This window comes from Bacillus sp. FSL K6-2861 (genome assembly GCF_038630725.1).
Taxonomy (GTDB): domain Bacteria; phylum Bacillota; class Bacilli; order Bacillales; family Bacillaceae; genus Bacillus; species Bacillus velezensis.
This window is the reverse complement of record NZ_CP152037.1, coordinates 126,066-150,953: the sequence shown is the minus strand read 5'-3', so window position 1 is coordinate 150,953 and position 24,888 is coordinate 126,066. Positions and strand designations below refer to the sequence as shown.

Sequence of the window (24,888 nt, the reverse complement as noted above, 5' to 3'; positions counted from 1 at the left end):
GTTCTGATATCTAAAAAAAGGGCATAGATCCAGTTAGAAACTGTCCCGCCCTTCTTTAGATACACAAAAATATGTGATTAAACCAATTCGATGATTGCCATTGGTGCACCGTCACCACGGCGAGGACCAAGCTTCATAATACGTGTGTATCCGCCTTGGCGCTCCTCGTAACGAGTTGCAATGTCAGAGAATAATTTTTGAAGTGCATCTTGGTTATTTTCTTCATTAGCAACCTCGTTGCGAATGTATGCAGCTGCTTGACGACGAGCATGCAAGTCACCGCGCTTACCAAGAGTGATCATCTTTTCAACAACAGAGCGAAGTTCTTTCGCACGTGTTTCAGTTGTTTCAATTCTTTCGTTGATGATCAAATCTGTTGTAAGATCACGAAGCATAGCTTTACGCTGTGAACTCGTACGTCCTAGTTTTCTGTATGACATGTGATGTCCCCTCCTTTAATGGAATGCTGTTTCTAAATAAAAAACACACGAAAATCCTAGTTCACATGGAAACTAGATCAATCGTCTTTGCGAAGGCCGAGTCCAAGTTCTTCTAGTTTCGCTTTCACTTCTTCAAGTGATTTGCGTCCCAGGTTGCGAACTTTCATCATATCTTCTTCCGTCTTGTTCGCAAGTTCTTGAACCGTGTTAATGCCCGCACGCTTCAAGCAGTTGTAAGAACGGACAGAAAGGTCAAGTTCCTCAATCGTCATTTCAAGAACTTTTTCTTTTTGATCCTCTTCTTTTTCAACCATGATTTCAGCATGCTGAGCTTCGTCAGTTAAACCAACGAATATATTAAGGTGTTCAGTTAAAATCTTTGAACCGAGAGCAATTGCTTCCTTCGGTCCAGTGCTTCCGTCAGTCCAAACATCAAGTGTAAGTTTGTCATAGTTTGCAACCTGGCCTACACGAGTGTTTTCTACCTGATAAGATAAACGAGAAACTGGCGTAAAGATTGAATCGATCGGAATCACGCCGATTGGCTGATCGTCTCTTTTGTTCGAATCAGCAGGTGTATACCCACGTCCTCTTTGTGCAGTAAGGCGAACTCGGAAACTCGCATTCTCACCAAGAGTCGCAATATGAAGATCCGGATTAAGGATTTCAACATCGCTGTCGTGTGTAATATCAGCTGCTGTGACAGTTCCTTCGCCCTGTACATCAATTTCAAGCGTCTTCTCTTCATCAGAGTAGATTTTCAATGCAAGCTTTTTAATGTGCAAGATTATCGTTGTAACATCTTCCACAACGCCTTCGATTGTCGAGAATTCGTGCAGTACACCATCTATCTGGATCGATGTTACAGCGGCACCAGGGAGTGAGGATAAGAGGATACGACGTAAGGAGTTACCCAGAGTTGTACCATATCCACGCTCAAGCGGCTCTACGACAAACTTACCAAATTTGGCATCGTCGCTGATTTCAACCGTTTCGATTTTTGGTTTTTCAATCTCGATCATTACTTAAAACCCTCCTTCAAAACGTCGAAACCTCGAATAGAATCATATGAGATTCCATCCGAAATTCCCCATTGTTTAGTCCCGTATGTGCTCAGGCAACGAGTCGGTGCATTCGTTTCATAAATAACTGTATCATAACCCATTATTGACAGGGACACAAAATCTATACAAACAAATTACACGCGGCGACGTTTTGGTGGACGGCATCCATTATGAGGAACAGGAGTTACGTCTCTGATAGCTGTAACTTCAAGTCCGGCAGCTTGTAAAGCACGGATTGCAGCTTCACGGCCAGAACCTGGTCCTTTAACAGTTACTTCAAGAGTTTTAAGTCCGTGTTCGATTGAACCTTTAGCAGCTGTTTCAGCAGCCATTTGCGCAGCAAAAGGAGTAGATTTACGAGAACCTCTGAATCCTAGAGCTCCGGCACTTGACCAAGAAAGAGCATTACCATGAGTATCAGTGATCGTAACGATCGTGTTGTTGAAAGTTGAACGAATATGAGCGATTCCTGACTCAATATTCTTTTTCACGCGACGTTTACGCGTGTTTTGTTTACGAGCAGCAGCCATTGTTTAGGTACCTCCCTTACTTATTTTTTCTTGTTAGCTACAGTACGACGCGGACCTTTACGAGTACGCGCATTGTTTTTAGAGTTTTGTCCGCGAACAGGCAAACCTCTGCGATGGCGGATTCCGCGGTAGCTTCCGATTTCGATCAGACGCTTGATGTTAAGAGAAACTTCACGGCGAAGGTCACCTTCTACTTTCAGTTTGTCAATAACATCACGGATTTTACCAAGTTCTTCTTCAGTAAGATCACGCACACGAGTATCTTCAGAAACACCAGCCTCTTTCAAGACTTGCTGAGCCGTTGTGCGGCCAATTCCGAAGACATATGTTAAAGAAATAACAACACGTTTGTCACGTGGGATATCTACACCAGCAATACGAGCCATTCTCTGGGCACCTCCTTATTAATTATCCTTGTTTTTGTTTATGCTTTGGATTTTCACAGATCACCATTACTTTTCCTTTTCTGCGAATAACTTTACATTTCTCGCAGATTGGTTTAACTGATGGTCTCACTTTCATGTGTTTCCAACCTCCTTCAGTTTCCGGAGTGCTTTATTTGTAACGGTACGTAATCCTGCCACGAGTTAAGTCATATGGAGATAATTCTACCGTAACTTTGTCTCCAGGTAAAATGCGAATGAAGTGCATGCGGATTTTACCAGATACGTGAGCCAAAACCGTATGGCCATTTTCGAGTTCAACTTTGAACATCGCGTTTGGCAGTGTTTCGACAATCGTACCTTCCACTTCAATTACATCGTCTTTCGCCATTCAAGTGTTCTCCCTTCTTCAAATCAGTAACTTGCTCTCTGACAAATTTCAAAAGAGAAAATCTCAGTTATCCGTTTGTCACACGCCCTGTTTCGTTTATACTGTTCTGAACTTCCGGAGATACGCAATCATAAAGGGTGAATGATTGATATTCTATTTCTAAGGAGAATGAAATGTACGCTTTTCTCCGTCTGCTTTAGTACACGATGATGAATCTTCATTCCGGTGACAGCAGCTAGCCGGTTTTTCTTCCGACCAATTGTAAACCTACAATCTGCCCAGGTGCGGAATGAAAAACATGTGTCATGGAATTCATTTCATCATCTAGACTTTTGTCAGTATATCAAAACCCGTTTCCGTAATCGCAATCGTATGTTCAAAATGAGCACACTTTTTCCCATCTACCGTTACAACCGTCCAGTTATCAGCCAATGTTTTCACATATCGGCTGCCAGCGTTAACCATCGGTTCTATAGCGAGAACCATACCAGGCTTCAGCCTAGGTCCTTTGTTTGGCGGACCGTAATGAGGAATTTGCGGATCCTCATGCAAGTCTTGACCAACACCATGTCCGACATACTCCCTAACAACTGAAAACTGCTCATTTTCGACATACGTTTGTATTGCGTGGGAAATATTCGACAAACGTTCACCTGGTTTTGCTTCCTTCAAGCCTTTATATAAAGACTCCTCTGTCACTTCCAGCAGTCGTTTATCATCATCACTGATGTTTCCTACCGGATATGTCCAAGCAGAGTCACCATGATAACCATTTAATTTAGCACCGATATCAATGCTGATAATGTCACCGTCACGCAAAACCCTTTTACCGGGAATTCCGTGAACGAGTTCTTCATTAACTGATACACAGATGCTCCCGCGAAACCCATTATACCCCTTAAAAGATGGGATTGCACCCTGCTTCTCAATAAAACGTTCGGCAATTTGATCCAATTCTTTTGTCGAGATTCCTGGTTTAATGTGCTTTTTCATCTCTTCATGAGTCAAAGCCACGATTCGCCCTGCTTCCCGCATGATGCCAAGCTCACGAGGGGTCTTACAGATAATCATTTGCTCAATCCTCCAAGAAGCTCTTTCACATCTTTGTACACGTCGTTAATGTCCTGCTGGCCATTGACGTTGACAAGATACCCTTTCTCAGAATAAAAATCGAGTAAAGGCTGAGTCTGCTTCATGTTGACCTCAAGCCGTTTTGAGACGGTTTCCTCATTATCATCTGCCCGTTGATAAAGGTCTCCTCCGTCTTTATCACAAACACCCGGCGTTTTCGGCGGATTGAAAACCAAATGGTAGGTTGTGCCGCAAACACTGCAAATTCTGCGTCCAGTCAAACGTTCCATTAAAGAGTCTTTGTCTACTTTAATGTTAATGACATAATCAATCGGCTTGCCGTATTCCTCAAGAATGTTTTCAAGAGCTTCAGCCTGAGCGACTGTTCGCGGAAATCCGTCCAGAAGAAAACCTCTTTCACAATCATCTTTGCCGAGTCTTTCTTTGACAATGCCGATTGTGACTTCGTCCGGTACGAGCTCGCCTTTATCAATATAAGACTTTGCTTCGAGTCCGAGTGGTGTTTCTTCTTTCATAGCAGCACGGAACATATCTCCCGTTGAGATATGAGGTATCCCATAATCCTCAACAATTCGTTCTCCCTGTGTGCCTTTACCGGCTCCAGGAAGTCCCATTAAGACTAAGTTCATTCGGATTTCCCCCGTCCTCTCTTATTTAGAGGAATGGTTAAAACCAGTCCTCTAATTTTTCATAAATCCTCGGTAATTACGTTTCACTAACTGGCTCTCCAGCTGCTTCATTGTCTCCAAGGCTACCCCGACGACAATTAACAATGATGTTCCGCCAATCTGTGCACTTTGAGGCAATCCAGCGAATTGAATGAAAAAGATAGGAAGAATGGAAATCACGGCTAAGAATATAGAACCCACAAACGTAAGTCGATACAAAATGCTCGTAATTCTATCTTGAGTCATTTTCCCTGGACGAACCCCCGGGATATAGCCACCCTGTTTTTTAAGGTTATCAGCCATTTGTTCAGGGTTTACCTGCACAAAAGCATAGAAGTACGTAAAGGCGATAATTAATGCGACATAAACCGCCATGCCCACCGGATGTGTATTGTCAAAGTTGGCTTGAATCCACTTTGTCACATCGTTCTCTCCGAAAAATGACGCGATAGTACGCGGCGTAATAAGAAACGCAACCGCAAAGATTACCGGAATAACCCCTGCCGGATTCACTTTAAGCGGAAGGTGAGTTGACTGGCCTCCGCCAACAGGTGAACGACCTTGCCCTTTTGCATATTGAATCGCGATTTTGCGTACGGCCTGCTGAATGAAAATAACACCAACAATAACGGCCAAAATCGCAATCACCAGTAAAGCGATTTTTACAATATGAATAAACAGCTGATCGCTGCTGCCGACAAATTGAGTCTCATAAATCTGCCCAACAGTTTTCGGAATACTAGCCACAATCCCCGCGAAGATGATGATCGAAATTCCGTTACCTACTCCATTGGAAGTAATTTGTTCTCCCAGCCACATTAAAAAAGCAGTTCCTCCAGTGAGTACTAAAGCAATAATCAGATATGTCGATATGCCGGATTTTTCAATCAGCATACCGTTTGCCAGGTTGTTAAACCCGTAAGACATACCTAATGCCTGGATAAAACCAAGCACAATCGTAAAATATCTCGTGAACTGAGCTAATTTACGGCGGCCGACTTCACCTTGCTTAGACCACTCGGTAAACTTCGGCACAACATCCATCTGAAGCAGCTGAATGATGATTGAAGCAGTGATGTAAGGCGTAATTCCCATCGCAAAAATGGAGAACTGATAAAGCGCACCGCCGCCAAATGTGTTAAGGAGATCAAAAACCCCCATCGAACTTTGTGTCTGCAACGCCTGAGCATTTACATATGGCACAGGGATAAACGCACCTATGCGAAAGACGATAAGCATGAGTAATGTAAAAATGATTTTATTCCGAATATCACTCACACGCATAAAGTTGGAGATTGTCTTAAACAAGTTAGATCACCTCAGCTGTACCGCCAGCAGCTTCAACAGCTTCTTTCGCAGAAGCAGAGAATTTATTGGCTTTTACAGTTAATTTTTTCTCTAATTTACCGTTGCCAAGAATCTTTACTCCTGCATTAAGTTTGCTAATAACACCAGTCTCAAGAAGAAGTTCAGGAGTGACTTCCGTTCCTTCCGCAAAACCGTTCAATTTGTCTACGTTCACAATAGCGTAATCCTTACGGTTGATGTTTGTAAAACCGCGTTTAGGAAGACGTTGGAATAAAGGCATTTGTCCCCCCTCGAATCCAGGGCGTACACCGCCGCCAGAACGAGCGTTTTGACCTTTGTGACCTTTACCAGCTGTTTTACCGTTACCAGAACCAATACCACGACCTACGCGATTGCGTACTTTACGTGAACCTTCTGAAGGCTTTAATTCATGAAGTTTCATTAGGACACCTCCTTAGCCTATAATTTATTTTTATTGTTCTTTAACAGAAACTAGATGAGATACTTTATTAATCATACCGCGGATCGCAGCGTTATCTTCATGAACGACAGTTTGGTTTGTTTTCTTTAAACCAAGTGTTCTTACAGTAACGCGCTGATCTTCCGGGCGACCGATTACACTGCGTTTGAGGGTAATTTCTAATTTAGCCATTAATGTTCCCTCCTTATCCTAACAGTTCTTCTACAGATTTTCCACGAAGCTTCGCAACCTCTTCAGCACGTTTAAGCTCACTTAAACCTTGAAGTGTTGCACGGATCATGTTGATCGGTGTGTTAGAACCTAAAGACTTAGAAAGGATATCAGCAACGCCAGCAAGCTCAAGTACCGCACGTACAGGGCCTCCAGCGATAACTCCAGTACCTTCAGAAGCAGGTTTCAACAAGATATTGCCTGCACCGAAACGTCCGATGATTTCGTGTGGAATCGTAGTTCCAACCATTGGTACTTCAATCAAATTCTTTTTCGCATCTTCAACAGCTTTACGGATTGCTTCAGGTACTTCTTGTGCTTTACCAGTACCGAAACCTACGTGACCGTTTTTGTCACCGACAACGACTAGAGCTGCGAAACGGAAACGACGACCACCTTTAACAACTTTCGCTACGCGGTTAACCGTAACTAAACGTTCTTCTAACTCTAATTTGCTTGGGTCAATACGACGCATAATCATGTGTCCCTCCTTTTTTTATTAAAATTTCAGTCCGGCTTCACGAGCTGCATCGGCCAGAGCTTTTACACGTCCATGGTATAAGTATCCGCCGCGGTCAAATACTACGTCAGAAACACCTTTCTCAGAAGCGCGTTTCGCAACGAGTTCACCGACTTTAGCAGCAGCAGCGCTGTCACCAGTGCTTTCCACGTTCAAATCTTTATCGAGAGTAGAGGCACTAGCAAGTGTAACGCCATTTACATCATCGATGATTTGAGCATAAATGTGTTTGTTTGAACGGAACACATTCAGACGAGGTCTTTCAGCTGTGCCTGAAAGTTTAGCACGAACACGGGCATGTCTTTTTTGACGAGCAGCATTTTTGCTAGTTTTCGTAATCATCCTTAGGTCACTCCTTTCTTCACTTTAAGCGGTCTTACTTAGCAGATTTACCTTCTTTACGGCGAACAACTTCACCTTCGTAGCGGATTCCTTTACCTTTGTAAGGCTCTGGAGAACGTACAGCGCGGATGTTAGCAGCGATAGCTCCTACACGCTCTTTGTCTGTACCTTTTACAACTACTTTAGTTTGAGAAGGAACTTCGATTTCGATGCCCTCTTCAGGAACGATCTCAACAGGGTGAGAGTATCCAACGTTTAAAACAAGTTTGTTTCCGGATTTAGCCGCACGATAACCGACACCGACTAATTCCAAACCTCTTTCAAATCCTTTAGATACGCCTTCAACCATGTTTCCAAGCAGACTGCGAGTCGTACCATGCAGTGCACGGTGCTCTTTGTGATCAGAAGGACGAGTAACTGTAAGCACGTTGTCCTCAATTTTGATTTCCATATCAGGATGGAAAGTACGAGTTAATTCTCCTTTTGGTCCTTTTACAGCTACAGTGTTGCCTTCGTTCAGCGTTACTGTAACTCCAGAAGGGATCTCAAGCAGTTTTTTACCTACACGAGACATACTAAAACACCTCCATTCTTGTTAAACTTCTTACCAAACGTATGCTAGAACTTCTCCACCAGCTTGTTTTGCACGGGCTTCTTTGTCCGTTAAAACACCTTGTGATGTAGAAATAATCGCGATTCCAAGACCGTTAAGTACGCGAGGTACTTCATTTGATTTAGCGTATACACGCAAACCTGGTTTGCTGATTCTTTTAAGACCAGTGATAACGCGCTCGTTGTTTTGTCCGTATTTCAAGAAAACGCGGATGATACCTTGTTTGCTGTCTTCTACGAACTCAACGTCACGAATGAAACCTTCACGCTTTAAAATGTCAGCAATTTCTCTTTTCAATTTAGAAGCAGGAATTTCAAGCTTCTCATGACGTACCATGTTTGCATTGCGAATACGAGTCAGCATATCTGCAATTGGATCTGTCATAACCATTATATAATTACCTCCTTCCCATTCTTGGGGATTACCAGCTGGCTTTTTTCACGCCAGGAATTTGTCCTTTATATGCAAGCTCACGGAAACAAATACGGCAAAGTTTAAATTTACGAATGACTGAGTGCGGACGTCCGCAGCGTTCACAGCGAGTGTACTCTTGCACTTTAAACTTTGGTGTACGTTGTTGTTTCGCAATCATTGACTTTTTAGCCACGATTTCGCCTCCCTTTCATTGATTATTTCTGGAACGGCATACCTACTTGAGTTAATAGCTCACGAGCCTCTTCGTCAGAGTTAGCAGTCGTTACGATAACGATGTCCATTCCGCGAACCTTTGTTACTTTATCGTAGTCAATTTCAGGGAAGATTAACTGTTCTTTAATACCAAGAGTGTAGTTTCCGCGACCGTCGAAAGATTTCTTAGAAATCCCGCGGAAGTCACGTACACGCGGTAAAGATACAGAAATAAGTTTATCAAGGAAATCATACATGCGCTCTCCGCGAAGAGTTACTTTCGCACCGATAGGCATTCCCTCACGAAGACGGAATCCAGCAATTGATTTCTTCGCACGAGTAACGACAGGTTTTTGACCTGCGATAAACGTTAATTCTTCAACAGCACTGTCGATTGCTTTTGCGTTTTGAACAGCATCACCGACACCCATGTTGATTACGATTTTTTCGATTTTTGGCACCTGCATAACAGAGTCGTAGTTGAACTTCGTCATTAAAGCAGGTGAAATTTCTTTATTGTACTTTTCTTTAAGGCGGTTCATGAGATAGACCTCCCTTCCTTTAAATACTATTTATCTAAGACTTGCCCAGATTTTTTTGCAACACGAACTTTTTTGCCATCTTCCACTTTGTATCCTACGCGAGTCACTTCACCTGTTTTAGGATCGAGCGGCATAACGTTTGATACATGAATTGGCGCCTCTTGATTAGAAATACCGCCTTGAGGGTTTGCTTGAGTTGGTTTAGAGTGCTTCTTCACCATGTTTACGCCCTCAACTAGAACGCGGTCCTTTTTAGGGAAAGCAGCAAGGATCGTACCTTGTTTGCCTTTATCTTTACCAGAGATAACCATTACTTTATCGCCTTTTTTCACATGCATCCTGATCGCACCTCCTTGAGTAAGGCATTTATTTCATTAGATAACTTCTGGAGCCAGAGAAACAATTTTCATGAAGTTGTTTTCACGTAATTCACGGGCAACCGGTCCGAAGATACGAGTTCCACGCGGGCTCTTGTCGTCACGGATGATAACACATGCATTCTCATCGAAGCTGATGTATGATCCGTCAGTTCTGCGTGCTCCGCTTTTTGTGCGAACGATAACAGCTCTTACGACTTCACCTTTTTTGACAACGCCTCCTGGTGTTGCTTGTTTAACCGTGCAAACAATTACATCACCAATGTTAGCCGTTTTACGTCCAGAACCGCCAAGAACTTTAATAGTAAGTACCTCACGCGCACCGGAGTTGTCAGCAACTTTTAAACGAGTCTCTTGTTGAATCATTATTTGTTACCTCCCTTCGGAAAAAGAATTCCGAACTTTATTAGATAATAACAGCTTCTTCGACAACTTCTACTAGACGAAAACGCTTAGTTGCAGATAATGGACGAGTTTCCATGATCTTTACGATGTCTCCGATTTTAGCTTGGTTATTTTCATCATGTGCTTTGAATTTCTTTGAGTATTTTACGCGTTTACCGTAAATAGGATCCTTTTTGTATGTTTCAACAACAACAGTGATGGTTTTATCCATTTTGTCAGAAACAACACGGCCTTGGTAAACTTTGCGTTGGTTACGTTCGCTCATGCTCACGACCTCCCCTCAGTGATTATTTGTTGGCAGCAATTTCTCTTTCACGAATCACAGTTTTCATGCGCGCGATAGCTTTGCGCACTTCACGAATGCGAGCAGTATTTTCAAGTTGTCCTGTCGCTAATTGAAAGCGAAGATTGAAAAGTTCTTCTTTAAGAGACTTTACTTTTTGTTCAATTTCAGCAGTGGTAAGGTCACGAATTTCATTAGCTTTCATTTGATTCACCACCAATTTCTTCACGTTTTACGAACTTCGTTTTAATTGGCAATTTGTGAGATGCAAGACGAAGAGCTTCACGAGCTACCTCTTCAGACACACCAGAAATTTCAAATAAAACTTTGCCCGGTTTTACAACAGCTACCCAGCCTTCAGGAGCCCCTTTACCGGAACCCATCCGTACCTCAAGCGGTTTAGCAGTGTAAGGTTTTGAAGGGAAAATTTTAATCCAAACTTTACCGCCACGTTTCATGTAACGAGTCATCGCAATACGTGCAGCTTCGATTTGGCGGTTTGTGATCCAAGAAGCTTCAAGAGCCTGGATACCGTACTCACCAAAATGTACTTCAGTACCGCCTTTAGCGCGACCGCGCATTTTTCCGCGATGCTCTCTGCGATATTTAACGCGTTTTGGTAATAACATATTATTTTCCTCCTTCCTCAGTTTTCTTCTTAGTAGGAAGAACCTCTCCACGATAGATCCAGACTTTTACACCAAGCTTACCGTAAGTTGTGTCAGCTTCAGATGTTGCATAGTCGATGTCAGCACGTAAAGTGTGCAATGGAACAGTTCCTTCACTGTAGTATTCAGAACGAGCAATGTCAGCTCCGCCAAGACGGCCGGAAACCATTGTTTTCACACCTTGTGCTCCAGCACGCATAGTGCGTTGGATTTGTTGTTTCTGCGCACGGCGGAAAGAAATACGGTTTTCTAGTTGACGAGCGATGTTGTCAGCTACAAGCTGAGCATCAAGATCTGCTCTTTTGATTTCAAGAATGTTAATGTGTACACGCTTGCCAGTAAGGCTGTTAAGGGCTTTACGAAGTGCTTCAACTTCAGATCCGCCTTTACCGATTACCATACCAGGCTTAGCAGTGTGGATCGTAATGTTAACGCGGTTTGCTGCGCGCTCGATTTCTACTTTAGAAACAGAAGCGTCAGAAAGGCGTTTGCTAATGAATTCACGAATTTTTAAATCTTCGTGCAGGAAGTCAGCGTAATCTTTACCAGCGTACCACTTAGATTCCCAATCACGAATGACTCCGATACGAAGACCGACTGGATTTACCTTTTGACCCACTACTTATCCCTCCTTCTTTTCTGATACAACGATTGTAATGTGGCTCGTACGTTTGTTGATTTGGCTCGCACGTCCCATAGCACGCGGGCGGAATCTTTTTAACGTTGGGCCTTCGTCAACAAATGCCTGAGAAATAACCAGATTGTTAGCGTCCATCTCGTAGTTGTGCTCAGCATTTGCGATAGCAGATTTTAAAACTTTTTCGATGATCGGAGAAGCAGCTCTCGGAGTTAAGTTCAGGATAGATACTGCTTCGCCTACTTGCTTACCTCGAATCAGGTCCATTACTAGACGTGCTTTACGAGGAGCAATACGGACTGTTCTTGCAACAGCTTTAGCTTGCATTTAAAAGCCTCCTCTCTTAGCGTCTTGTTTTTTTATCGTCACTGGCGTGGCCTTTGTAAGTACGAGTCGGTGCGAATTCGCCCAACTTGTGGCCTACCATGTCTTCAGAAATGAATACAGGCACGTGTTTACGTCCGTCATATACTGCGATAGTGTGACCGATAAATTGTGGGAAAATAGTTGAACGGCGAGACCAAGTTTTTACAACTTGTTTCTTGTCCGTTTCATTTAATTTCTCGATTTTTGTCATCAAGTGTCCATCGACAAATGGTCCTTTTTTCAAGCTGCGAGCCATTTTGGAACCTCCCTTCGTGATTGCACTACGGTCCGAAATGAACCGTAGACAACCCCGTTATTTATTTTTACGACGACGTACGATAAATTTATCAGATTTGTTCTTTTTCTTACGTGTCTTGAATCCAAGAGTCGGTTTGCCCCAAGGAGACATTGGTGATTTGCGTCCGATTGGCGCGCGACCTTCACCACCACCGTGCGGGTGATCGTTAGGGTTCATTACAGAACCGCGTACTGTAGGGCGGATGCCTTTCCAGCGAGAGCGTCCTGCTTTACCAACGTTGATAAGTTCATGTTGCTCGTTACCTACTTGACCGATAGAAGCGCGGCAAGCAGAAAGGATCATGCGAACTTCACCAGAGTTAAGACGTACAAGAACGTATTTGCCTTCTTTACCAAGAACCTGAGCAGATGTACCAGCTGAACGTACAAGCTGTCCGCCTTTACCAGGTTTTAATTCAATGTTATGCACAACTGTACCAACAGGGATGTTGATAAGCGGAAGTGCGTTACCTACTTTGATGTCAGCTTCAGGGCCGGACATGATTTCAGTACCTACTTGAATTCCTTTTGGTGCAAGAATGTAACGTTTTTCTCCGTCTACATAGTTGATTAGTGCAATGTTAGCTGAACGGTTTGGATCGTACTCAACTGTAGCAACGCGTCCAGGTATACCATCTTTATCGCGTTTGAAGTCGATAACACGGTATTGGCGTTTGTGTCCGCCACCTTGGTGACGTACAGTCAATTTACCTTGGTTGTTACGTCCGCCTTTTTTGTGAAGGGGCGCAAGCAAGGATTTTTCCGGCTGGTCAGTCGTGATTTCAGCAAAATCTGAAGTTGTCATGCCACGACGTCCGTTAGAGGTCGGTTTATACTTTTTAATCGCCATTTTGAATTTCCCTCCTTCTTTTTACAGATAATTAAGCTTCAAAAATTTCGATTTCTTTGCTGTCTGCAGTAAGTTTTACGATCGCTTTTCTGCGACGGCTAGTCATACCAGTGTAGCGGCCGACACGTTTTGATTTCCCTTTGTAGTTCATGATGTTGACTTTGTCAACTTTCACTCCAAAGATACTTTCAACTGCATCTTTCACTTCTGTTTTATTAGCTCTTACATCAACTTCAAAAGTATATTTCTTTTCAGTCATTAAATCAGCAGAACGTTCAGTAATGACGGGGCGCTTAAGAACATCACGAGGATCTTTCATTATGCAAGCACCTCCTCTACTTTTTCAACCGCAGCTTTTGTAATCAGAAGCTTCTCGTGGTTGACAACGTCTAACACGTTGATTCCGTTAGCTTGAACAACTGTAACTCCAGGGATGTTGCGTGCAGAAAGAGATACTGCTTCGTTTGCATCCGCAGTTACGATTAAAGCTTTTTTCTCAACAGATAATCCTTTAAGGATAGCTGCCATTTCTTTTGTTTTAACCGTATCAAGAGTAAGATCTTCAAGAACAATAATGTTGTTGTCGTTCACTTTAGAAGACAATACTGATTTGATTGCCAAGCGGCGAACTTTTTTAGGTAATTTGTAAGAATAGCTGCGTGGTGTTGGGCCGAATACGACACCACCTCCGCGCCATTGCGGTGAACGGATTGAACCTTGACGGGCACGACCTGTACCTTTTTGACGCCATGGTTTGCGACCTCCGCCGCGTACTTCAGAACGATTTTTTACTTTGTGAGATCCTTGACGTAAGGAAGCTCTTTGCATAAGAATAGCGTCGAATACTACGCTCTCATTTGGCTCAATTCCAAATACAGACGCGTTTAATTCGATATCACCAGCAGTAGAACCGTTTTGGTTGTATAATGCTACTTTTGGCATGATCAATTTCCTCCTTTCCTAAGAGACTTATTTAGATTTAACAGCACTTTTAACAGTGATTAAAGTTTTTCTCGCACCAGGTACGTTACCTTTAATCAAAAGAAGATTGCGCTCAGCATCTACTTTTACGATTTCAAGGTTTTGGACAGTGATTTGATCTCCGCCCATGCGTCCAGGTAATAGTTTACCTTTGAATACACGGTTAGGATCTACAGGTCCCATTGAACCAGGACGACGGTGGTAGCGTGAACCGTGAGACATAGGTCCGCGAGATTGTCCGTGGCGCTTGATTGCACCTTGGAAACCTTTACCTTTAGATACTCCTGTTACATCTACGATTTCTCCTGCAGAGAAAATTTCAACCTTGACTTCCTGACCAATTTCATACGCATCCATATCCACGCCGCGTAATTCTTTAACGAAGCGCTTAGGAGCAGTTTCCGCTTTTGCAACGTGTCCTTTTTCCGGTTTGTTTGAAAGCTTTTCACGCTTATCGTCAAAACCAAGCTGGATCGCTTCATAGCCATCATTTTCAGCTGTTTTCTTTTGAAGAACAACGTTTGGAGCTGCTTCAATAACAGTTACCGGGATAAGATCACCGTTCTCTGCGAATACTTGCGTCATACCAATTTTTCTTCCTAAGATTCCTTTGGTCATTCGTCACACCTCCTATTAAGATCATTCTATATTTTAGAATTAAAGTTTGATTTCGATATCGACACCAGATGGTAAGTCTAATCGCATGAGAGCATCAACAGTTTGTGGTGTTGGGTTCACAATGTCGATTAAACGTTTATGTGTACGCATTTCAAATTGCTCACGAGAATCTTTGTATTTGTGCACCGCACGAAGGATTGTGTAAACTGATTTTTCAGTTGGCAACGGAATCGGACCAGATACGCTGGCACCAGAACGTTTTGCCGTTTCAACAATCTTCTCTGCAGATTGATCAAGGATTCTATGATCATATGCTTTTAAACGAATACGAATTTTTTGTTTTGCCATTATTTTCCCTCCTTTTCGCCTACATCACGTTAGACAGTTCTCCGTGAGAAAAACCTGATCACCTTGCCATGGCAAAGCGGCCGGGTGTGTCAGCAACCTCTCACTTCATCGCAGTCAAAGACCAACATACACTATTATACAGAAAATAGACGTATGTTGCAAGGTTTATTTAAAGAACCTTGTGGTTTTCACACTTTGATTATTATACAGGTGATACCATGATTAATCAAGGATATGCCTGTTTTCTTTCAGAGATGGAACGATGCGAACCGGCTGACAACTTCGGCAAAGCGATCCGGTTCCTCCAAGTGAGGCGAATGGGCTGAGTTCTCAAACCAATGCCATTCTTTATACGGCGCATCAACCTTCTGATAATATTCATAAGACGTCGTCCCCGGGACCGTCAAATCGTATCTCCCTGACATAAAACAGCACGGTATTATAATAGAAGAAACTGATTCCCCGGCATCAAAGAAAATGAGATCCTCCCACAGGTGTTTCAGGCTGAACATTTGTCCCCTCGCGGCTAAGAAACTCCCTCTCACACCGTACGGTTCACCAAACAGCATTCGCCCCCCTGCTTTAAGAGCACCGATCGGATGATGGGTAAAGCCCCCTCCCCTCATCTCGATACAAAGCAGAAACAACGTTCGCTGCAGCTGTTTCTCCCATGGAGGTGCTCCGATAAAGCTAAGCGTCTTTTCCAGCAGGAAATGTTTGCGTCGCCTGCTCCATTCCATCATCAGCCGGTAAGCTTCCGTTTCTTCCTTTTGAATATTAACCACCTGACTGATACCGATATACGCATAATACAAATCAGGTCTCTCTTGAAGAACATGAAGCGCCAGAACTGAACCCCACGAATAACCGGCGATATATATTTTTTGCCTGCTGAATTGCTTGCATAAGCGTTCGGTCAAATGAATGGTATCGGCTGTCAGCTGATCCAAGGTCATAGATGAACCCGGAATTTCCTTTGAATAAGAGAGACCCGCCCCTCTCTGATCCCAGTTCACAACGGTGAAATGCTTTTCCAGCTTATTCTGGTATTTTCTCGCATAGCCGATTTGGGGCGTGCCGGGACCGCCGTGCAAAAACAAAAGCAGCGGATTACTCCTGTCATCACCATTAATCATAATGGTTTGTTCACTGCCATTAATCAGCAATTGCTGAAGCATTGAAATACGATTGGTTTTCTTGAAGTTATCGTTCATCGCTCTGCTCCTAAAATTTGTATACGTTCTATTATACATGGAATCAACGGGGAAACAAAAAAACGAGGCCCCATAAGGGACCCCGCATTAATGAACGAGTCGATTACTCAGTGATTGTAGAAACAACGCCTGAACCAACTGTACGTCCGCCTTCACGAATAGAGAAACGAGTTCCTTCTTCGATAGCGATTGTAGAGATAAGTTCAACGATCATTTCAGTGTTATCTCCAGGCATAACCATTTCTACGCCTTCTGGAAGATTGATGATACCAGTTACGTCAGTTGTACGGAAGTAGAACTGAGGACGGTAGTTAGAGAAGAATGGAGTATGACGTCCACCCTCTTCTTTAGAAAGAACGTAAACTTCAGCTTTGAATTTGCTGTGTGGAGTGATTGTACCTGGTTTAGCAAGTACTTGTCCACGTTGGATGTCTTCACGAGCTACACCGCGAAGAAGCGCACCGATGTTGTCTCCAGCTTCAGCATAGTCAAGTAGCTTACGGAACATTTCAACACCTGTAACAGTTGTTTTGCTGTTTTCTTCTTGAAGACCGATGATTTCAACTTCGTCACCGACTTTAACTTGTCCGCGTTCTACACGGCCAGTAGCAACTGTACCACGACCAGTGATTGAGAATACGTCCTCAACCGGCATCATGAATGGTTTGTCAGTGTCGCGTTCTGGAGTTGGGATGTACTCGTCAACTGCAGCCATAAGTTCAAGAATTTTTTCTTCGTACTCAGCGTCACCTTCAAGAGCTTTAAGAGCAGAACCTTTAACAACTGGTACATCATCACCAGGGAAGTCGTATTCGCTAAGAAGATCGCGAACTTCCATTTCAACAAGCTCAAGAAGCTCTTCGTCGTCTACCATGTCGCATTTGTTAAGGAATACTACGATGTATGGTACACCAACGTTTTTAGAAAGAAGGATGTGCTCACGAGTTTGTGGCATTGGGCCATCAGCAGCAGATACTACAAGGATAGCTCCGTCCATTTGCGCAGCACCAGTGATCATGTTTTTAACATAGTCAGCGTGTCCTGGGCAGTCAACGTGTGCATAGTGACGAGTGTCAGTTTCGTACTCAACGTGTGCAGTAGAGATTGTGATACCGCGCTCACGTTCTTCTGGAGCACCATCAATTTGATCGTACGCCATAGCTGTACCTTTACCAGATTTCTTATGAAGTACTGTTGAGATAGCAGCAGTTAATGTTGTTTTACCATGGTCAACGTGTCCAATTGTACCGATATTGGCATGTGATTTGGAACGGTCGAATTTTTCTTTAGCCATTCTAAAATCCTCCTTAAGAGCTTTTAATTAGTAATGTATAGAGTGATAGAAAGTGAAAGCAAGCTCTCACTTCCTCATCTTACAATAGTAGTTATACTTGAGTTAAGTGGCAAAATCAATTATTCGCCTTTATTTTTTTTGATAATTTCTTCAGCGATGCTCTTCGGCACTTCTTCGTAGTGATCCATGAACATTGTGAACGTACCGCGTCCTTGCGTGTTAGAACGAAGGGCAGTAGCGTAACCGAACATTTCAGCAAGAGGTACCATCGCACGCACAACTTGAGCGTTACCGCGAGCTTCCATACCTTCTACGCGTCCGCGACGAGAAGTAACATCACCCATGATGTCTCCCATGTATTCTTCAGGAATAACAACTTCAACTTTCATGATTGGTTCAAGAAGAACTGGGTTACATTTGCTGACTGCATTTTTCAATGCCATAGAAGCAGCGACTTTAAACGCCATTTCGTTTGAGTCAACATCATGGTAAGATCCATCAAAAAGTTTCGCCTTGATGTCGATTAGCGGGAATCCGGCTAGGACACCATTTTCAAGAGAGTCTTCAAGACCTGCTTGTACGGCTGGGATGTATTCACGAGGAACAACACCACCGACGATTGCGTTTTCGAATTCAAAGCCAGCGCCTTCTTCGTTCGGTTCAAATTCGATCCAAACGTGACCGAACTGACCGCGTCCGCCTGATTGACGTACGAATTTACCTTCAACTTTTGCACCGGTACGGAATGTCTCACGGTACGCAACTTGAGGAGCACCAACGTTAGCTTCAACTTTGAACTCACGCTTCATACGATCAACAATGATATCAAGGTGAAGCTCACCCATACCAGAGATGATTGTTTGACCCGTTTCAGGGTTTGTTTGTGTACGGAATGTAGGATCTTCTTCAGCAAGTTTCGCTAAAGCGATACCCATTTTATCTTGGTCAGCTTTTGATTTAGGCTCAATCGCTACGTCGATAACAGGCTCTGGGAATTCCATTGATTCAAGGATTACAAGATCCTTCTCATCACATAGAGTATCTCCAGTAGAAGTATCTTTTAGACCTACAGCAGCTGCGATGTCTCCAGCGTAAACAGTAGAGATCTCTTCACGGCTGTTAGCGTGCATTTGAAGGATACGTCCTACGCGCTCACGCTTGCCTTTTGTAGAGTTCTTTACATATGAACCGGAATCAAGTGTACCGGAATATACGCGGAAGAATGTCAGCTTACCGACATAAGGGTCAGTCATAACTTTAAATGCAAGTGCAGAGAATGGCTCTTCATCAGAAGAATGACGAACGATCTCTTCATCTGTGTCAGGACGTACACCTTTGATTGCAGCAACATCAGTTGGCGCAGGAAGGTAGTCAAGAACAGCATCAAGTACAAGCTGAACACCTTTGTTTTTGAAAGCAGATCCAACAAGTACAGGGTAGAATTCAACATTCAGTGTACCTTTACGGATAGCAGCTTTCAGTTCAGGGATAGTGATTTCTTCACCTTCAAGGTACTTTTCCATAAGCTCTTCATCAAGCTCAGCTACAGCTTCAATCAGGCTGCTGCGAAGCTCTTCAGCTTGCTCTTTGTACTCTTCAGGGATTTCTTTCGCATCTGAACGAGTTCCAAGGTCATCTTCGTAGAAATACGCAACGTTTTCTACTAAGTCGATGATACCTTCGAAGTTGTCTTCAGCGCCGATCGGCAATTGAATTGCGTGAGCGTTAGCTTGAAGACGGTCTCTTAAAGTGCCTACAGAGTAAAGGAAGTCTGCGCCGATTTTGTCCATTTTGTTGACAAATACAACGCGCGGCACTCCGTAAGTTGTTGCTTGGCGCCATACTGTTTCTGTCTGAGGCTCAACACCTGATTGAGCATCAAGTACGGCAACCGCACCATCAAGTACACGGAGTGAACGTTCAACTTCAACTGTGAAGTCTACGTGTCCCGGTGTATCGATGATGTTTACACGGTAACCTTTCCACTGTGCAGTCGTTGCTGCAGAAGTGATTGTAATACCGCGTTCTTGTTCCTGCTCCATCCAGTCCATTTGCGAAGCACCTTCGTGAGTTTCGCCAATTTTGTGGATACGGCCTGTGTAGAACAAGATCCGTTCTGTAGTAGTCGTTTTACCGGCATCGATGTGAGCCATGATCCCGATATTACGAGTTTTTTCTAAGGAGAACTCTCTTGCCATTGGGTAATTTCTCCTTCCTTATTAGGGAATTATTATTTTGATTATATGAATCCTACCAGCGGTAGTGAGCAAATGCTTTGTTCGCTTCTGCCATCTTGTGAGTGTCTTCACGTTTCTTAACGGCAGCACCAGTGTTGTTAGCTGCATCAAGAATTTCGTTAGCCAGGCGCTCTTCCATTGTTTTTTCTCCGCGAAGACGCGCATAGTTAACCAACCAGCGAAGACCAAGAGTTGTACGGCGTTCAGGACGAACTTCTACAGGCACTTGGTAGTTAGCTCCACCTACACGGCGTGCTTTTACTTCAAGTACAGGCATGATGTTTTTCAATGCTTGTTCGAAAACCTCCATTGCATCATTGCCAGTGCGTTCTTTAATGATATCGAATGACTTGTATAGGATTGTTTGAGATTTACCTTTTTTACCGTCGATCATCATTTTGTTGATCAGGCGGGATACCAGCTTAGAGTTGTAAAGCGGATCAGGTAAAACATCTCTTTTTGCTACAGGACCTTTACGTGGCATCTGAATATCCTCCCTTCATAGTTTTAATGATTTATTTGATTACTTTGCTTTAGGACGTTTCGTACCGTATTTAGAACGGCCTTGCGCACGGTTTTCAACTCCGGCAGTATCAAGTGCGCCACGAACGATGTGGTAGCGTACCCCCGGTAAGTCTTTTACACGTCCGCCGCGGATCAGTACAACGCTGTGCTCTTGCAGGTTGTGACCGATACCAGGAATGTAGGCAGTAACCTCGATTCCGTTAGTCAAACGAACACGAGCATATTTACGAAGTGCTGAGTTCGGTTTTTTCGGTGTCATTGTACCCACACGAGTACATACCCCGCGTTTTTGTGGAGAAGATACGTTAGTGTGCTCTTTTTTAAAGCTGTTGTATCCTTTGTTTAGTGCAGGTGACTTAGAGTTTTCAACTTTGCTCACGCGTCCCTTGCGAATTAGCTGATTAATTGTAGGCATGTTGTGTTCCTCCCTTCATTACGTTTTATAACCCACATACCCAGGTGGTTCATCATTAGGCAAAAAACAATGTCTTTACACAAGATTGATATCTTATATAAAAACAAAAAGTACGCTATAACATAATGGCAACAGCTGCTGCTCCCACTTCAATTCCGCAGGCTTTGCCGAGCTTTTTCATGGAATCCACCATACAGACAGCGGTATTTTGGTTCTTTGCAAGCTGGATAACGCCAGCTGTAAGAACTGAATCCGCGTCTTTTGCCACGACGACTTCCTTCACTGAACCTCGTTTTAGAGCTTTCACTGTTTGCTTCGTACCAATAATAATTGATTTGGCCTGTGATACTTTATCATAAGACATAAACATATCCTCCAAAGTAACAGGTTTTATTTCGAGCACCTTGGTTATATTATCACTCTGCGGGACGGATGTCAACAACGTATGACATTTTTTAGTGCAGTCCACCGCCAGAATAATTGTAATACTGAGGAAAAGCTGTCGAAACAGCCTTTCCTGCAGCAGTTTCTGTTATTCAGCCGGAACCATATCTTCCGAAGGCTGAACGTTTGAAACAGGTTTTACTTTTCTGTAATTCATCATACCGGTACCGGCCGGAACCAGTTTACCGATGATAACATTCTCTTTCAGGCCGAGAAGTTCATCGCGCTTGCCTTTAATCGCAGCATCTGTAAGAACGCGTGTTGTTTCTTGGAATGATGCGGCAGACAAGAATGAATCCGTCTCGAGTGAAGCTTTTGTGATACCGAGAAGGACAGGACGGCCTGTAGCAGGTCGATTGCCTTCAAGCAGCACTTTTTTGTTCGCTTCTGTGAATTGGTGAATATCTAGCAATGTGCCAGGGAGAACATCAGTATCTCCGGCATCGATCACACGGACTTTGCGAAGCATCTGGCGAACCATTACTTCTACGTGTTTATCGCCGATTTCAACCCCCTGCATACGGTAAACCTTCTGAACCTCATGCAGAAGATATTCCTGAACCGTTGTCAGGTCAGTGACTTTAAGAAGTTCTTTCGGATCGATAGAACCTTCTGTCAGCACTTGACCGCGGGTAATCTGATCACCCTCAGCCACTTTCAGGCGTGAGTTGTAAGGTGCCGTGTATGAACGTGTCTCAACAGCGCCCTGAACAACAATCTCCTGCTGTTTGTCGCGGACTTCATTGATTTCGGCAATTGTACCGTCAATCTCAGAAATCGTCGCTTGACCTTTCGGATTACGCGCTTCGAAAAGCTCTTGGATACGCGGAAGACCTTGTGTGATATCGTCTCCGGCAACCCCGCCTGTGTGGAACGTACGCATTGTTAACTGTGTTCCAGGCTCACCGATAGATTGAGCGGCGATAATACCTACTGCTTCGCCGACTTCAACATCAGTTCCGGTTGCAAGGTTACGTCCGTAGCATCGTTTACATACACCATGAGGAGTGTTACATGTGAACGCGGAACGGATCCACACTTCTTCGATTCCGGCTTCAACGATTTCCAGCGCTTTATCTTCATCGATCAATTCATTTTCGTTAATGAGCACAGCACCCGTTTCAGGATGTTTGATCTGTTTTCTGGCGAAACGTCCGATCAGACGCTCTTCCAGACGCTCGATGATTTCCGTGCCTTCTTTGAGCGGTTTTGCAAGAATACCGCGGTCTGTTCCGCAATCTGTTTCACGAATGATAACATCCTGCGCAACATCAACAAGACGGCGTGTAAGGTAACCTGAGTCAGCTGTTTTCAGGGCGGTATCGGCAAGACCTTTACGCGCACCGTGAGTGGAGATAAAGTACTCCAATACTGTCAGACCTTCACGGAAACTTGATTTAATCGGCAATTCAATGATTCGTCCAGCCGGGTTGGCCATCAGACCGCGCATACCCGCAAGCTGTGTAAAGTTAGATGCGTTACCACGGGCTCCTGAGTCACTCATCATGTAGATCGGGTTGACTTCGTCTAATGATTTCATCAGTTTGCCTTGGATAACATCTTTCGCTGAACTCCAAATTGAAATGACTCTTTCATAACGTTCTTCTTCGGTGATTAAACCGCGTCTGAACTGTTTCAGGACATTATCAACTTTGCTTTGTGCTTCTTCAAGGATTTCCTGTTTGTCATCGAGAACGACGATATCAGAAACCCCTACTGTGATGCCGGCTTTCGTTGAATATCTGAAACCGAGGTTTTTCATGCGGTCAAGCATTTTAGACGTTTCCGTGATATGGAATCGTTTAAAGATTTCCGCGATGATTTTACCGAGAATGCCTTTTTTAAACGGTGCGTTGATCGGCTGCTCAGCAATCACAGCTTTTACGTCAGCACCTTTATCTAAGAAGAAACGGTCAGGTGTCTTCTCTTCAATGTTGCTCTTCGTTGGTTCATTCATGTAAGGGAATGATTCCGGAAGAATTTCATTGAAGACGAGCTTACCGACAGTTGTAATTAACAATTTTGAACGCTGTTCTTCAGTAAATGTCACATTCTTAAGGGAGTTCGCTGCAACAGCAACTCTCGTATGAAGGTGAACATAACCGTTTTGATAAGCAAGAAGCGCTTCGTCCGTATTTTTGAAAACCATACCCTCGCCGACTGCTCCAGCGCGCTCAAGCGTCAGGTAGTAGTTTCCTAATACCATATCCTGAGACGGCGTAACAACCGGTTTACCATCTTTAGGGTTCAAGATGTTTTGGGCCGCAAGCATCAGAATGCGCGCCTCAGCTTGAGCCTCAGCTGATAAAGGTACGTGAACCGCCATTTGGTCACCGTCAAAGTCAGCGTTATAAGCTGTACATACTAACGGGTGAAGACGGATGGCGCGTCCTTCAACAAGCGTCGGTTCGAAAGCCTGGATACCTAATCTGTGAAGAGTAGGGGCACGGTTCAGTAAGACCGGATGCTCCTTAATGACAGATTCAAGTACATCCCATACTTCAGGCTGCACGCGTTCGATTTTGCGTTTTGCGCTCTTGATATTGTGAGCAAGGCCTTTTTCAACAAGCTCTTTCATGACGAAAGGCTTGAAGAGCTCAAGCGCCATTTCCTTCGGCAAACCGCACTGATACATTTTCAGATGCGGACCTACGACGATAACGGAACGTCCTGAGTAGTCTACACGTTTACCGAGAAGGTTCTGACGGAAACGCCCTTGTTTCCCTTTCAGCATGTGAGAAAGAGATTTAAGCGGACGGTTACCCGGTCCGGTAACCGGACGGCCGCGGCGTCCGTTGTCAATCAGAGCATCGACTGCTTCCTGAAGCATACGTTTTTCGTTCTGAACGATGATGCTTGGCGCGCCGAGGTCTAACAGACGTTTTAAACGGTTATTACGGTTGATGACACGACGGTAAAGGTCGTTCAGGTCAGACGTTGCGAAACGTCCGCCGTCAAGCTGAACCATCGGTCTTAATTCAGGCGGAATAACCGGAAGCACGTCGAGGATCATCCAAGACGGCTTGTTTCCTGAATTACGGAAGGCTTCAAGCACTTCAAGGCGTTTGATCGCACGTGTACGGCGCTGTCCTTGAGAAGTCTTCAGCTCTTCTTTTAACATATCAACTTCTTTGACAAGGTCGATGTCCTGCAGAAGTTTATTAATGGCTTCCGCACCCATAGAGGCTTGGAATTTGTTTCCGTACTTATCCAGATACGCACGGTATTCCTTTTCAGATAAAAGCTGTTTCTTTTCGAGCGGTGTATTGGCCGGGTCAGTTACGACGTAAGAAGCAAAGTAAATAACTTCTTCCAGCGCACGCGGTGACATATCCAATACAAGACCCATACGGCTCGGAATACCTTTGAAATACCAAATGTGAGAAACCGGGGCAGCCAGTTCAATATGCCCCATTCTCTCACGACGGACTTTAGCCCGCGTTACTTCAACTCCGCAACGGTCACAAACTACGCCTTTATAACGAACCCGCTTGTACTTGCCGCAATGACATTCCCAGTCCTTAGTCGGTCCGAAAATGCGTTCGCAGAACAGGCCGTCCTTTTCAGGTTTCAATGTACGATAGTTTATCGTTTCAGGCTTTTTCACTTCACCAAAAGACCATGAACGGATTTTATCCGGTGAAGCAAGACCGATGTTCATATACTCAAAATTGTTCACATCTAGCAAGGGGCCTACCTCCCTTTTTATCTTCGGATT

37 protein-coding genes and 1 pseudogene are annotated in these 24,888 nt (G+C 43.9%); all 38 read right to left on the bottom strand.

What is annotated here, in order from left to right; genetic code table 11:
- Positions 1-77: 77 nt before the first annotated feature.
- Positions 78-440, bottom strand: coding sequence for a 50S ribosomal protein L17 (gene rplQ / locus NYE62_RS00875; RefSeq protein ID WP_003156550.1), 363 nt, complete (start codon positions 438-440; stop codon positions 78-80).
- 77 nt (positions 441-517) lie between these two features.
- Positions 518-1,462 (bottom strand): DNA-directed RNA polymerase subunit alpha, encoded by a 945-nt coding sequence (locus tag NYE62_RS00870; RefSeq protein ID WP_003156549.1) that lies wholly within the window; start codon positions 1,460-1,462, stop codon positions 518-520.
- A 176-nt stretch (positions 1,463-1,638) separates the two neighbouring features.
- On the bottom strand, positions 1,639-2,034 hold the full coding sequence (rpsK, locus tag NYE62_RS00865) for a 30S ribosomal protein S11 (RefSeq protein WP_007410409.1): 396 nt from the start codon (positions 2,032-2,034) through the stop codon (positions 1,639-1,641).
- A gap of 20 nt (positions 2,035-2,054) precedes the next feature.
- Complete coding sequence (gene rpsM / locus NYE62_RS00860) at positions 2,055-2,420, bottom strand: 30S ribosomal protein S13 (RefSeq protein WP_003156545.1); 366 nt, start codon at positions 2,418-2,420, stop codon at positions 2,055-2,057.
- 22 nt (positions 2,421-2,442) lie between these two features.
- Complete coding sequence (gene rpmJ, locus NYE62_RS00855) at positions 2,443-2,556, bottom strand: 50S ribosomal protein L36 (RefSeq protein ID WP_003156543.1); 114 nt, start codon at positions 2,554-2,556, stop codon at positions 2,443-2,445.
- Positions 2,557-2,589: 33 nt separating this feature from the next.
- On the bottom strand, positions 2,590-2,808 hold the full coding sequence (gene infA, locus NYE62_RS00850; RefSeq protein ID WP_003156508.1) for a translation initiation factor IF-1: 219 nt from the start codon (positions 2,806-2,808) through the stop codon (positions 2,590-2,592).
- A pseudogene (locus NYE62_RS00845) lies at positions 2,786-3,068 on the bottom strand (RNA-binding protein). Before NYE62_RS00845 ends, infA begins: the two are co-directional and overlap by 23 nt.
- A 64-nt stretch (positions 3,069-3,132) precedes the next feature.
- The gene (gene map / locus NYE62_RS00840; protein WP_007410408.1) at positions 3,133-3,879 is read right to left on the bottom strand and encodes a type I methionyl aminopeptidase; all 747 of its coding nucleotides are present in this window, start codon (positions 3,877-3,879) and stop codon (positions 3,133-3,135) included.
- The gene (locus tag NYE62_RS00835) at positions 3,876-4,529 is read right to left on the bottom strand and encodes an adenylate kinase (RefSeq protein ID WP_007410407.1); all 654 of its coding nucleotides are present in this window, start codon (positions 4,527-4,529) and stop codon (positions 3,876-3,878) included. The genes map and NYE62_RS00835 overlap by 4 nt, the downstream gene beginning before the upstream one ends.
- A gap of 51 nt (positions 4,530-4,580) precedes the next feature.
- The gene (gene secY / locus NYE62_RS00830; protein ID WP_007410406.1) at positions 4,581-5,876 is read right to left on the bottom strand and encodes a preprotein translocase subunit SecY; all 1,296 of its coding nucleotides are present in this window, start codon (positions 5,874-5,876) and stop codon (positions 4,581-4,583) included.
- Position 5,877: 1 nt separating this feature from the next.
- Entirely contained in the window at positions 5,878-6,318 is a 441-nt protein-coding gene (gene rplO, locus NYE62_RS00825; protein WP_007410405.1) for a 50S ribosomal protein L15, read from the bottom strand.
- A gap of 30 nt (positions 6,319-6,348) precedes the next feature.
- On the bottom strand, positions 6,349-6,528 hold the full coding sequence (rpmD, locus tag NYE62_RS00820; protein ID WP_003156497.1) for a 50S ribosomal protein L30: 180 nt from the start codon (positions 6,526-6,528) through the stop codon (positions 6,349-6,351).
- A 13-nt stretch (positions 6,529-6,541) separates the two neighbouring features.
- Positions 6,542-7,042 carry a 30S ribosomal protein S5 gene (gene rpsE / locus NYE62_RS00815; RefSeq protein ID WP_003156493.1) on the bottom strand — a complete coding sequence of 167 codons (501 nt, stop codon included), beginning with the start codon at positions 7,040-7,042 and terminating at the stop codon, positions 6,542-6,544.
- Positions 7,043-7,066: 24 nt separating this feature from the next.
- Entirely contained in the window at positions 7,067-7,429 is a 363-nt protein-coding gene (gene rplR / locus NYE62_RS00810) for a 50S ribosomal protein L18 (RefSeq protein WP_003156492.1), read from the bottom strand.
- A gap of 34 nt (positions 7,430-7,463) precedes the next feature.
- Positions 7,464-8,003, bottom strand: a complete 540-nt coding sequence (gene rplF / locus NYE62_RS00805; RefSeq protein WP_003156490.1) for a 50S ribosomal protein L6 — start codon at positions 8,001-8,003, stop codon at positions 7,464-7,466.
- A gap of 30 nt (positions 8,004-8,033) precedes the next feature.
- Positions 8,034-8,432, bottom strand: coding sequence for a 30S ribosomal protein S8 (gene rpsH, locus NYE62_RS00800; protein ID WP_003156489.1), 399 nt, complete (start codon positions 8,430-8,432; stop codon positions 8,034-8,036).
- A 31-nt stretch (positions 8,433-8,463) separates the two neighbouring features.
- Entirely contained in the window at positions 8,464-8,649 is a 186-nt protein-coding gene (gene rpsN / locus NYE62_RS00795; RefSeq protein WP_003156488.1) for a 30S ribosomal protein S14, read from the bottom strand.
- A 22-nt stretch (positions 8,650-8,671) separates the two neighbouring features.
- Positions 8,672-9,211, bottom strand: coding sequence for a 50S ribosomal protein L5 (gene rplE, locus NYE62_RS00790; protein WP_003156487.1), 540 nt, complete (start codon positions 9,209-9,211; stop codon positions 8,672-8,674).
- Between the two features lie 26 nt (positions 9,212-9,237).
- Complete coding sequence (gene rplX, locus NYE62_RS00785) at positions 9,238-9,549, bottom strand: 50S ribosomal protein L24 (RefSeq protein ID WP_003156486.1); 312 nt, start codon at positions 9,547-9,549, stop codon at positions 9,238-9,240.
- A 36-nt stretch (positions 9,550-9,585) separates the two neighbouring features.
- Positions 9,586-9,954 carry a 50S ribosomal protein L14 gene (gene rplN / locus NYE62_RS00780; protein ID WP_007410404.1) on the bottom strand — a complete coding sequence of 123 codons (369 nt, stop codon included), beginning with the start codon at positions 9,952-9,954 and terminating at the stop codon, positions 9,586-9,588.
- A gap of 40 nt (positions 9,955-9,994) precedes the next feature.
- On the bottom strand, positions 9,995-10,258 hold the full coding sequence (gene rpsQ / locus NYE62_RS00775; RefSeq protein ID WP_003156484.1) for a 30S ribosomal protein S17: 264 nt from the start codon (positions 10,256-10,258) through the stop codon (positions 9,995-9,997).
- A gap of 22 nt (positions 10,259-10,280) precedes the next feature.
- Complete coding sequence (rpmC, locus tag NYE62_RS00770; RefSeq protein ID WP_003156482.1) at positions 10,281-10,481, bottom strand: 50S ribosomal protein L29; 201 nt, start codon at positions 10,479-10,481, stop codon at positions 10,281-10,283.
- A complete protein-coding gene (gene rplP / locus NYE62_RS00765; protein ID WP_003156478.1) occupies positions 10,471-10,905 on the bottom strand; it encodes a 50S ribosomal protein L16 in 435 nt (144 codons plus the stop codon). The genes rpmC and rplP overlap by 11 nt, the downstream gene beginning before the upstream one ends.
- Position 10,906: 1 nt before the next feature.
- On the bottom strand, positions 10,907-11,563 hold the full coding sequence (rpsC, locus tag NYE62_RS00760; RefSeq protein WP_003156476.1) for a 30S ribosomal protein S3: 657 nt from the start codon (positions 11,561-11,563) through the stop codon (positions 10,907-10,909).
- Positions 11,564-11,566: 3 nt separating this feature from the next.
- Positions 11,567-11,908 (bottom strand): 50S ribosomal protein L22, encoded by a 342-nt coding sequence (gene rplV / locus NYE62_RS00755; RefSeq protein ID WP_003156475.1) that lies wholly within the window; start codon positions 11,906-11,908, stop codon positions 11,567-11,569.
- 16 nt (positions 11,909-11,924) lie between these two features.
- The gene (gene rpsS / locus NYE62_RS00750) at positions 11,925-12,203 is read right to left on the bottom strand and encodes a 30S ribosomal protein S19 (protein ID WP_003156472.1); all 279 of its coding nucleotides are present in this window, start codon (positions 12,201-12,203) and stop codon (positions 11,925-11,927) included.
- A 57-nt stretch (positions 12,204-12,260) separates the two neighbouring features.
- Entirely contained in the window at positions 12,261-13,094 is an 834-nt protein-coding gene (gene rplB / locus NYE62_RS00745) for a 50S ribosomal protein L2 (RefSeq protein ID WP_003156470.1), read from the bottom strand.
- A gap of 31 nt (positions 13,095-13,125) precedes the next feature.
- Positions 13,126-13,413 carry a 50S ribosomal protein L23 gene (gene rplW / locus NYE62_RS00740; RefSeq protein WP_003156467.1) on the bottom strand — a complete coding sequence of 96 codons (288 nt, stop codon included), beginning with the start codon at positions 13,411-13,413 and terminating at the stop codon, positions 13,126-13,128.
- Positions 13,413-14,036 (bottom strand): 50S ribosomal protein L4, encoded by a 624-nt coding sequence (gene rplD, locus NYE62_RS00735; protein ID WP_007615239.1) that lies wholly within the window; start codon positions 14,034-14,036, stop codon positions 13,413-13,415. Before rplD ends, rplW begins: the two co-directional genes overlap by 1 nt.
- Before the next feature lie 27 nt (positions 14,037-14,063).
- Positions 14,064-14,693 carry a 50S ribosomal protein L3 gene (gene rplC, locus NYE62_RS00730; protein ID WP_007410402.1) on the bottom strand — a complete coding sequence of 210 codons (630 nt, stop codon included), beginning with the start codon at positions 14,691-14,693 and terminating at the stop codon, positions 14,064-14,066.
- A gap of 39 nt (positions 14,694-14,732) precedes the next feature.
- Positions 14,733-15,041 carry a 30S ribosomal protein S10 gene (rpsJ, locus tag NYE62_RS00725; RefSeq protein ID WP_003156464.1) on the bottom strand — a complete coding sequence of 103 codons (309 nt, stop codon included), beginning with the start codon at positions 15,039-15,041 and terminating at the stop codon, positions 14,733-14,735.
- Positions 15,042-15,289: 248 nt separating this feature from the next.
- On the bottom strand, positions 15,290-16,255 hold the full coding sequence (locus NYE62_RS00720; protein WP_007410401.1) for an alpha/beta hydrolase: 966 nt from the start codon (positions 16,253-16,255) through the stop codon (positions 15,290-15,292).
- Positions 16,256-16,358: 103 nt separating this feature from the next.
- A complete protein-coding gene (tuf, locus tag NYE62_RS00715) occupies positions 16,359-17,549 on the bottom strand; it encodes an elongation factor Tu (RefSeq protein ID WP_007410400.1) in 1,191 nt (396 codons plus the stop codon).
- A gap of 119 nt (positions 17,550-17,668) precedes the next feature.
- Complete coding sequence (gene fusA, locus NYE62_RS00710; RefSeq protein WP_007410399.1) at positions 17,669-19,747, bottom strand: elongation factor G; 2,079 nt, start codon at positions 19,745-19,747, stop codon at positions 17,669-17,671.
- Between the two features lie 52 nt (positions 19,748-19,799).
- Positions 19,800-20,270, bottom strand: coding sequence for a 30S ribosomal protein S7 (gene rpsG / locus NYE62_RS00705; protein WP_003156447.1), 471 nt, complete (start codon positions 20,268-20,270; stop codon positions 19,800-19,802).
- A 39-nt stretch (positions 20,271-20,309) separates the two neighbouring features.
- Positions 20,310-20,726, bottom strand: a complete 417-nt coding sequence (rpsL, locus tag NYE62_RS00700) for a 30S ribosomal protein S12 (protein ID WP_003156445.1) — start codon at positions 20,724-20,726, stop codon at positions 20,310-20,312.
- A 115-nt stretch (positions 20,727-20,841) separates the two neighbouring features.
- Positions 20,842-21,090, bottom strand: a complete 249-nt coding sequence (locus NYE62_RS00695; RefSeq protein ID WP_003156443.1) for a 50S ribosomal protein L7ae-like protein — start codon at positions 21,088-21,090, stop codon at positions 20,842-20,844.
- Positions 21,091-21,258: 168 nt separating this feature from the next.
- Positions 21,259-24,858, bottom strand: coding sequence for a DNA-directed RNA polymerase subunit beta' (rpoC, locus tag NYE62_RS00690; RefSeq protein ID WP_007410398.1), 3,600 nt, complete (start codon positions 24,856-24,858; stop codon positions 21,259-21,261).
- Positions 24,859-24,888 lie beyond the last annotated feature (30 nt).

Excerpts from the sequence above, each read along its gene's own strand:
- rplQ (WP_003156550.1), bottom strand. The coding sequence starts at position 440 with ATGTCATACAGAAAACTAGGACGTACGAGTTCACAGCGTAAAGCTATG.
- NYE62_RS00870 (WP_003156549.1), bottom strand. The coding sequence starts at position 1,462 with ATGATCGAGATTGAAAAACCAAAAATCGAAACGGTTGAAATCAGCGAC.
- rpsK (WP_007410409.1), bottom strand. The coding sequence starts at position 2,034 with ATGGCTGCTGCTCGTAAACAAAACACGCGTAAACGTCGCGTGAAAAAG.
- rpsM (WP_003156545.1), bottom strand. The coding sequence starts at position 2,420 with ATGGCTCGTATTGCTGGTGTAGATATCCCACGTGACAAACGTGTTGTT.
- rpmJ (WP_003156543.1), bottom strand. The coding sequence starts at position 2,556 with ATGAAAGTGAGACCATCAGTTAAACCAATCTGCGAGAAATGTAAAGTT.
- infA (WP_003156508.1), bottom strand. The coding sequence starts at position 2,808 with ATGGCGAAAGACGATGTAATTGAAGTGGAAGGTACGATTGTCGAAACA.
- map (WP_007410408.1), bottom strand. The coding sequence starts at position 3,879 with ATGATTATCTGTAAGACCCCTCGTGAGCTTGGCATCATGCGGGAAGCA.
- NYE62_RS00835 (WP_007410407.1), bottom strand. The coding sequence starts at position 4,529 with ATGAACTTAGTCTTAATGGGACTTCCTGGAGCCGGTAAAGGCACACAG.
- rplO (WP_007410405.1), bottom strand. The coding sequence starts at position 6,318 with ATGAAACTTCATGAATTAAAGCCTTCAGAAGGTTCACGTAAAGTACGC.
- rpmD (WP_003156497.1), bottom strand. The coding sequence starts at position 6,528 with ATGGCTAAATTAGAAATTACCCTCAAACGCAGTGTAATCGGTCGCCCG.
- rpsE (WP_003156493.1), bottom strand. The coding sequence starts at position 7,042 with ATGCGTCGTATTGACCCAAGCAAATTAGAGTTAGAAGAACGTTTAGTT.
- rplR (WP_003156492.1), bottom strand. The coding sequence starts at position 7,429 with ATGATTACGAAAACTAGCAAAAATGCTGCTCGTCAAAAAAGACATGCC.
- rplF (WP_003156490.1), bottom strand. The coding sequence starts at position 8,003 with ATGTCTCGTGTAGGTAAAAAACTGCTTGAGATCCCTTCTGGAGTTACA.
- rpsH (WP_003156489.1), bottom strand. The coding sequence starts at position 8,432 with ATGGTTATGACAGATCCAATTGCAGATATGCTGACTCGTATTCGCAAT.
- rplE (WP_003156487.1), bottom strand. The coding sequence starts at position 9,211 with ATGAACCGCCTTAAAGAAAAGTACAATAAAGAAATTTCACCTGCTTTA.
- rplX (WP_003156486.1), bottom strand. The coding sequence starts at position 9,549 with ATGCATGTGAAAAAAGGCGATAAAGTAATGGTTATCTCTGGTAAAGAT.
- rplN (WP_007410404.1), bottom strand. The coding sequence starts at position 9,954 with ATGATTCAACAAGAGACTCGTTTAAAAGTTGCTGACAACTCCGGTGCG.
- rpsQ (WP_003156484.1), bottom strand. The coding sequence starts at position 10,258 with ATGAGCGAACGTAACCAACGCAAAGTTTACCAAGGCCGTGTTGTTTCT.
- rpmC (WP_003156482.1), bottom strand. The coding sequence starts at position 10,481 with ATGAAAGCTAATGAAATTCGTGACCTTACCACTGCTGAAATTGAACAA.
- rplP (WP_003156478.1), bottom strand. The coding sequence starts at position 10,905 with ATGTTATTACCAAAACGCGTTAAATATCGCAGAGAGCATCGCGGAAAA.
- rplV (WP_003156475.1), bottom strand. The coding sequence starts at position 11,908 with ATGCAAGCTAAAGCTGTTGCAAGAACAGTCCGTATTGCTCCTCGTAAA.
- rpsS (WP_003156472.1), bottom strand. The coding sequence starts at position 12,203 with ATGGCTCGCAGCTTGAAAAAAGGACCATTTGTCGATGGACACTTGATG.
- rplB (WP_003156470.1), bottom strand. The coding sequence starts at position 13,094 with ATGGCGATTAAAAAGTATAAACCGACCTCTAACGGACGTCGTGGCATG.
- rplW (WP_003156467.1), bottom strand. The coding sequence starts at position 13,413 with ATGAAAGATCCTCGTGATGTTCTTAAGCGCCCCGTCATTACTGAACGT.
- rplD (WP_007615239.1), bottom strand. The coding sequence starts at position 14,036 with ATGCCAAAAGTAGCATTATACAACCAAAACGGTTCTACTGCTGGTGAT.
- rplC (WP_007410402.1), bottom strand. The coding sequence starts at position 14,693 with ATGACCAAAGGAATCTTAGGAAGAAAAATTGGTATGACGCAAGTATTC.
- rpsJ (WP_003156464.1), bottom strand. The coding sequence starts at position 15,041 with ATGGCAAAACAAAAAATTCGTATTCGTTTAAAAGCATATGATCATAGA.
- NYE62_RS00720 (WP_007410401.1), bottom strand. The coding sequence starts at position 16,255 with ATGAACGATAACTTCAAGAAAACCAATCGTATTTCAATGCTTCAGCAA.
- tuf (WP_007410400.1), bottom strand. The coding sequence starts at position 17,549 with ATGGCTAAAGAAAAATTCGACCGTTCCAAATCACATGCCAATATCGGT.
- fusA (WP_007410399.1), bottom strand. The coding sequence starts at position 19,747 with ATGGCAAGAGAGTTCTCCTTAGAAAAAACTCGTAATATCGGGATCATG.
- rpsG (WP_003156447.1), bottom strand. The coding sequence starts at position 20,270 with ATGCCACGTAAAGGTCCTGTAGCAAAAAGAGATGTTTTACCTGATCCG.
- rpsL (WP_003156445.1), bottom strand. The coding sequence starts at position 20,726 with ATGCCTACAATTAATCAGCTAATTCGCAAGGGACGCGTGAGCAAAGTT.
- NYE62_RS00695 (WP_003156443.1), bottom strand. The coding sequence starts at position 21,090 with ATGTCTTATGATAAAGTATCACAGGCCAAATCAATTATTATTGGTACG.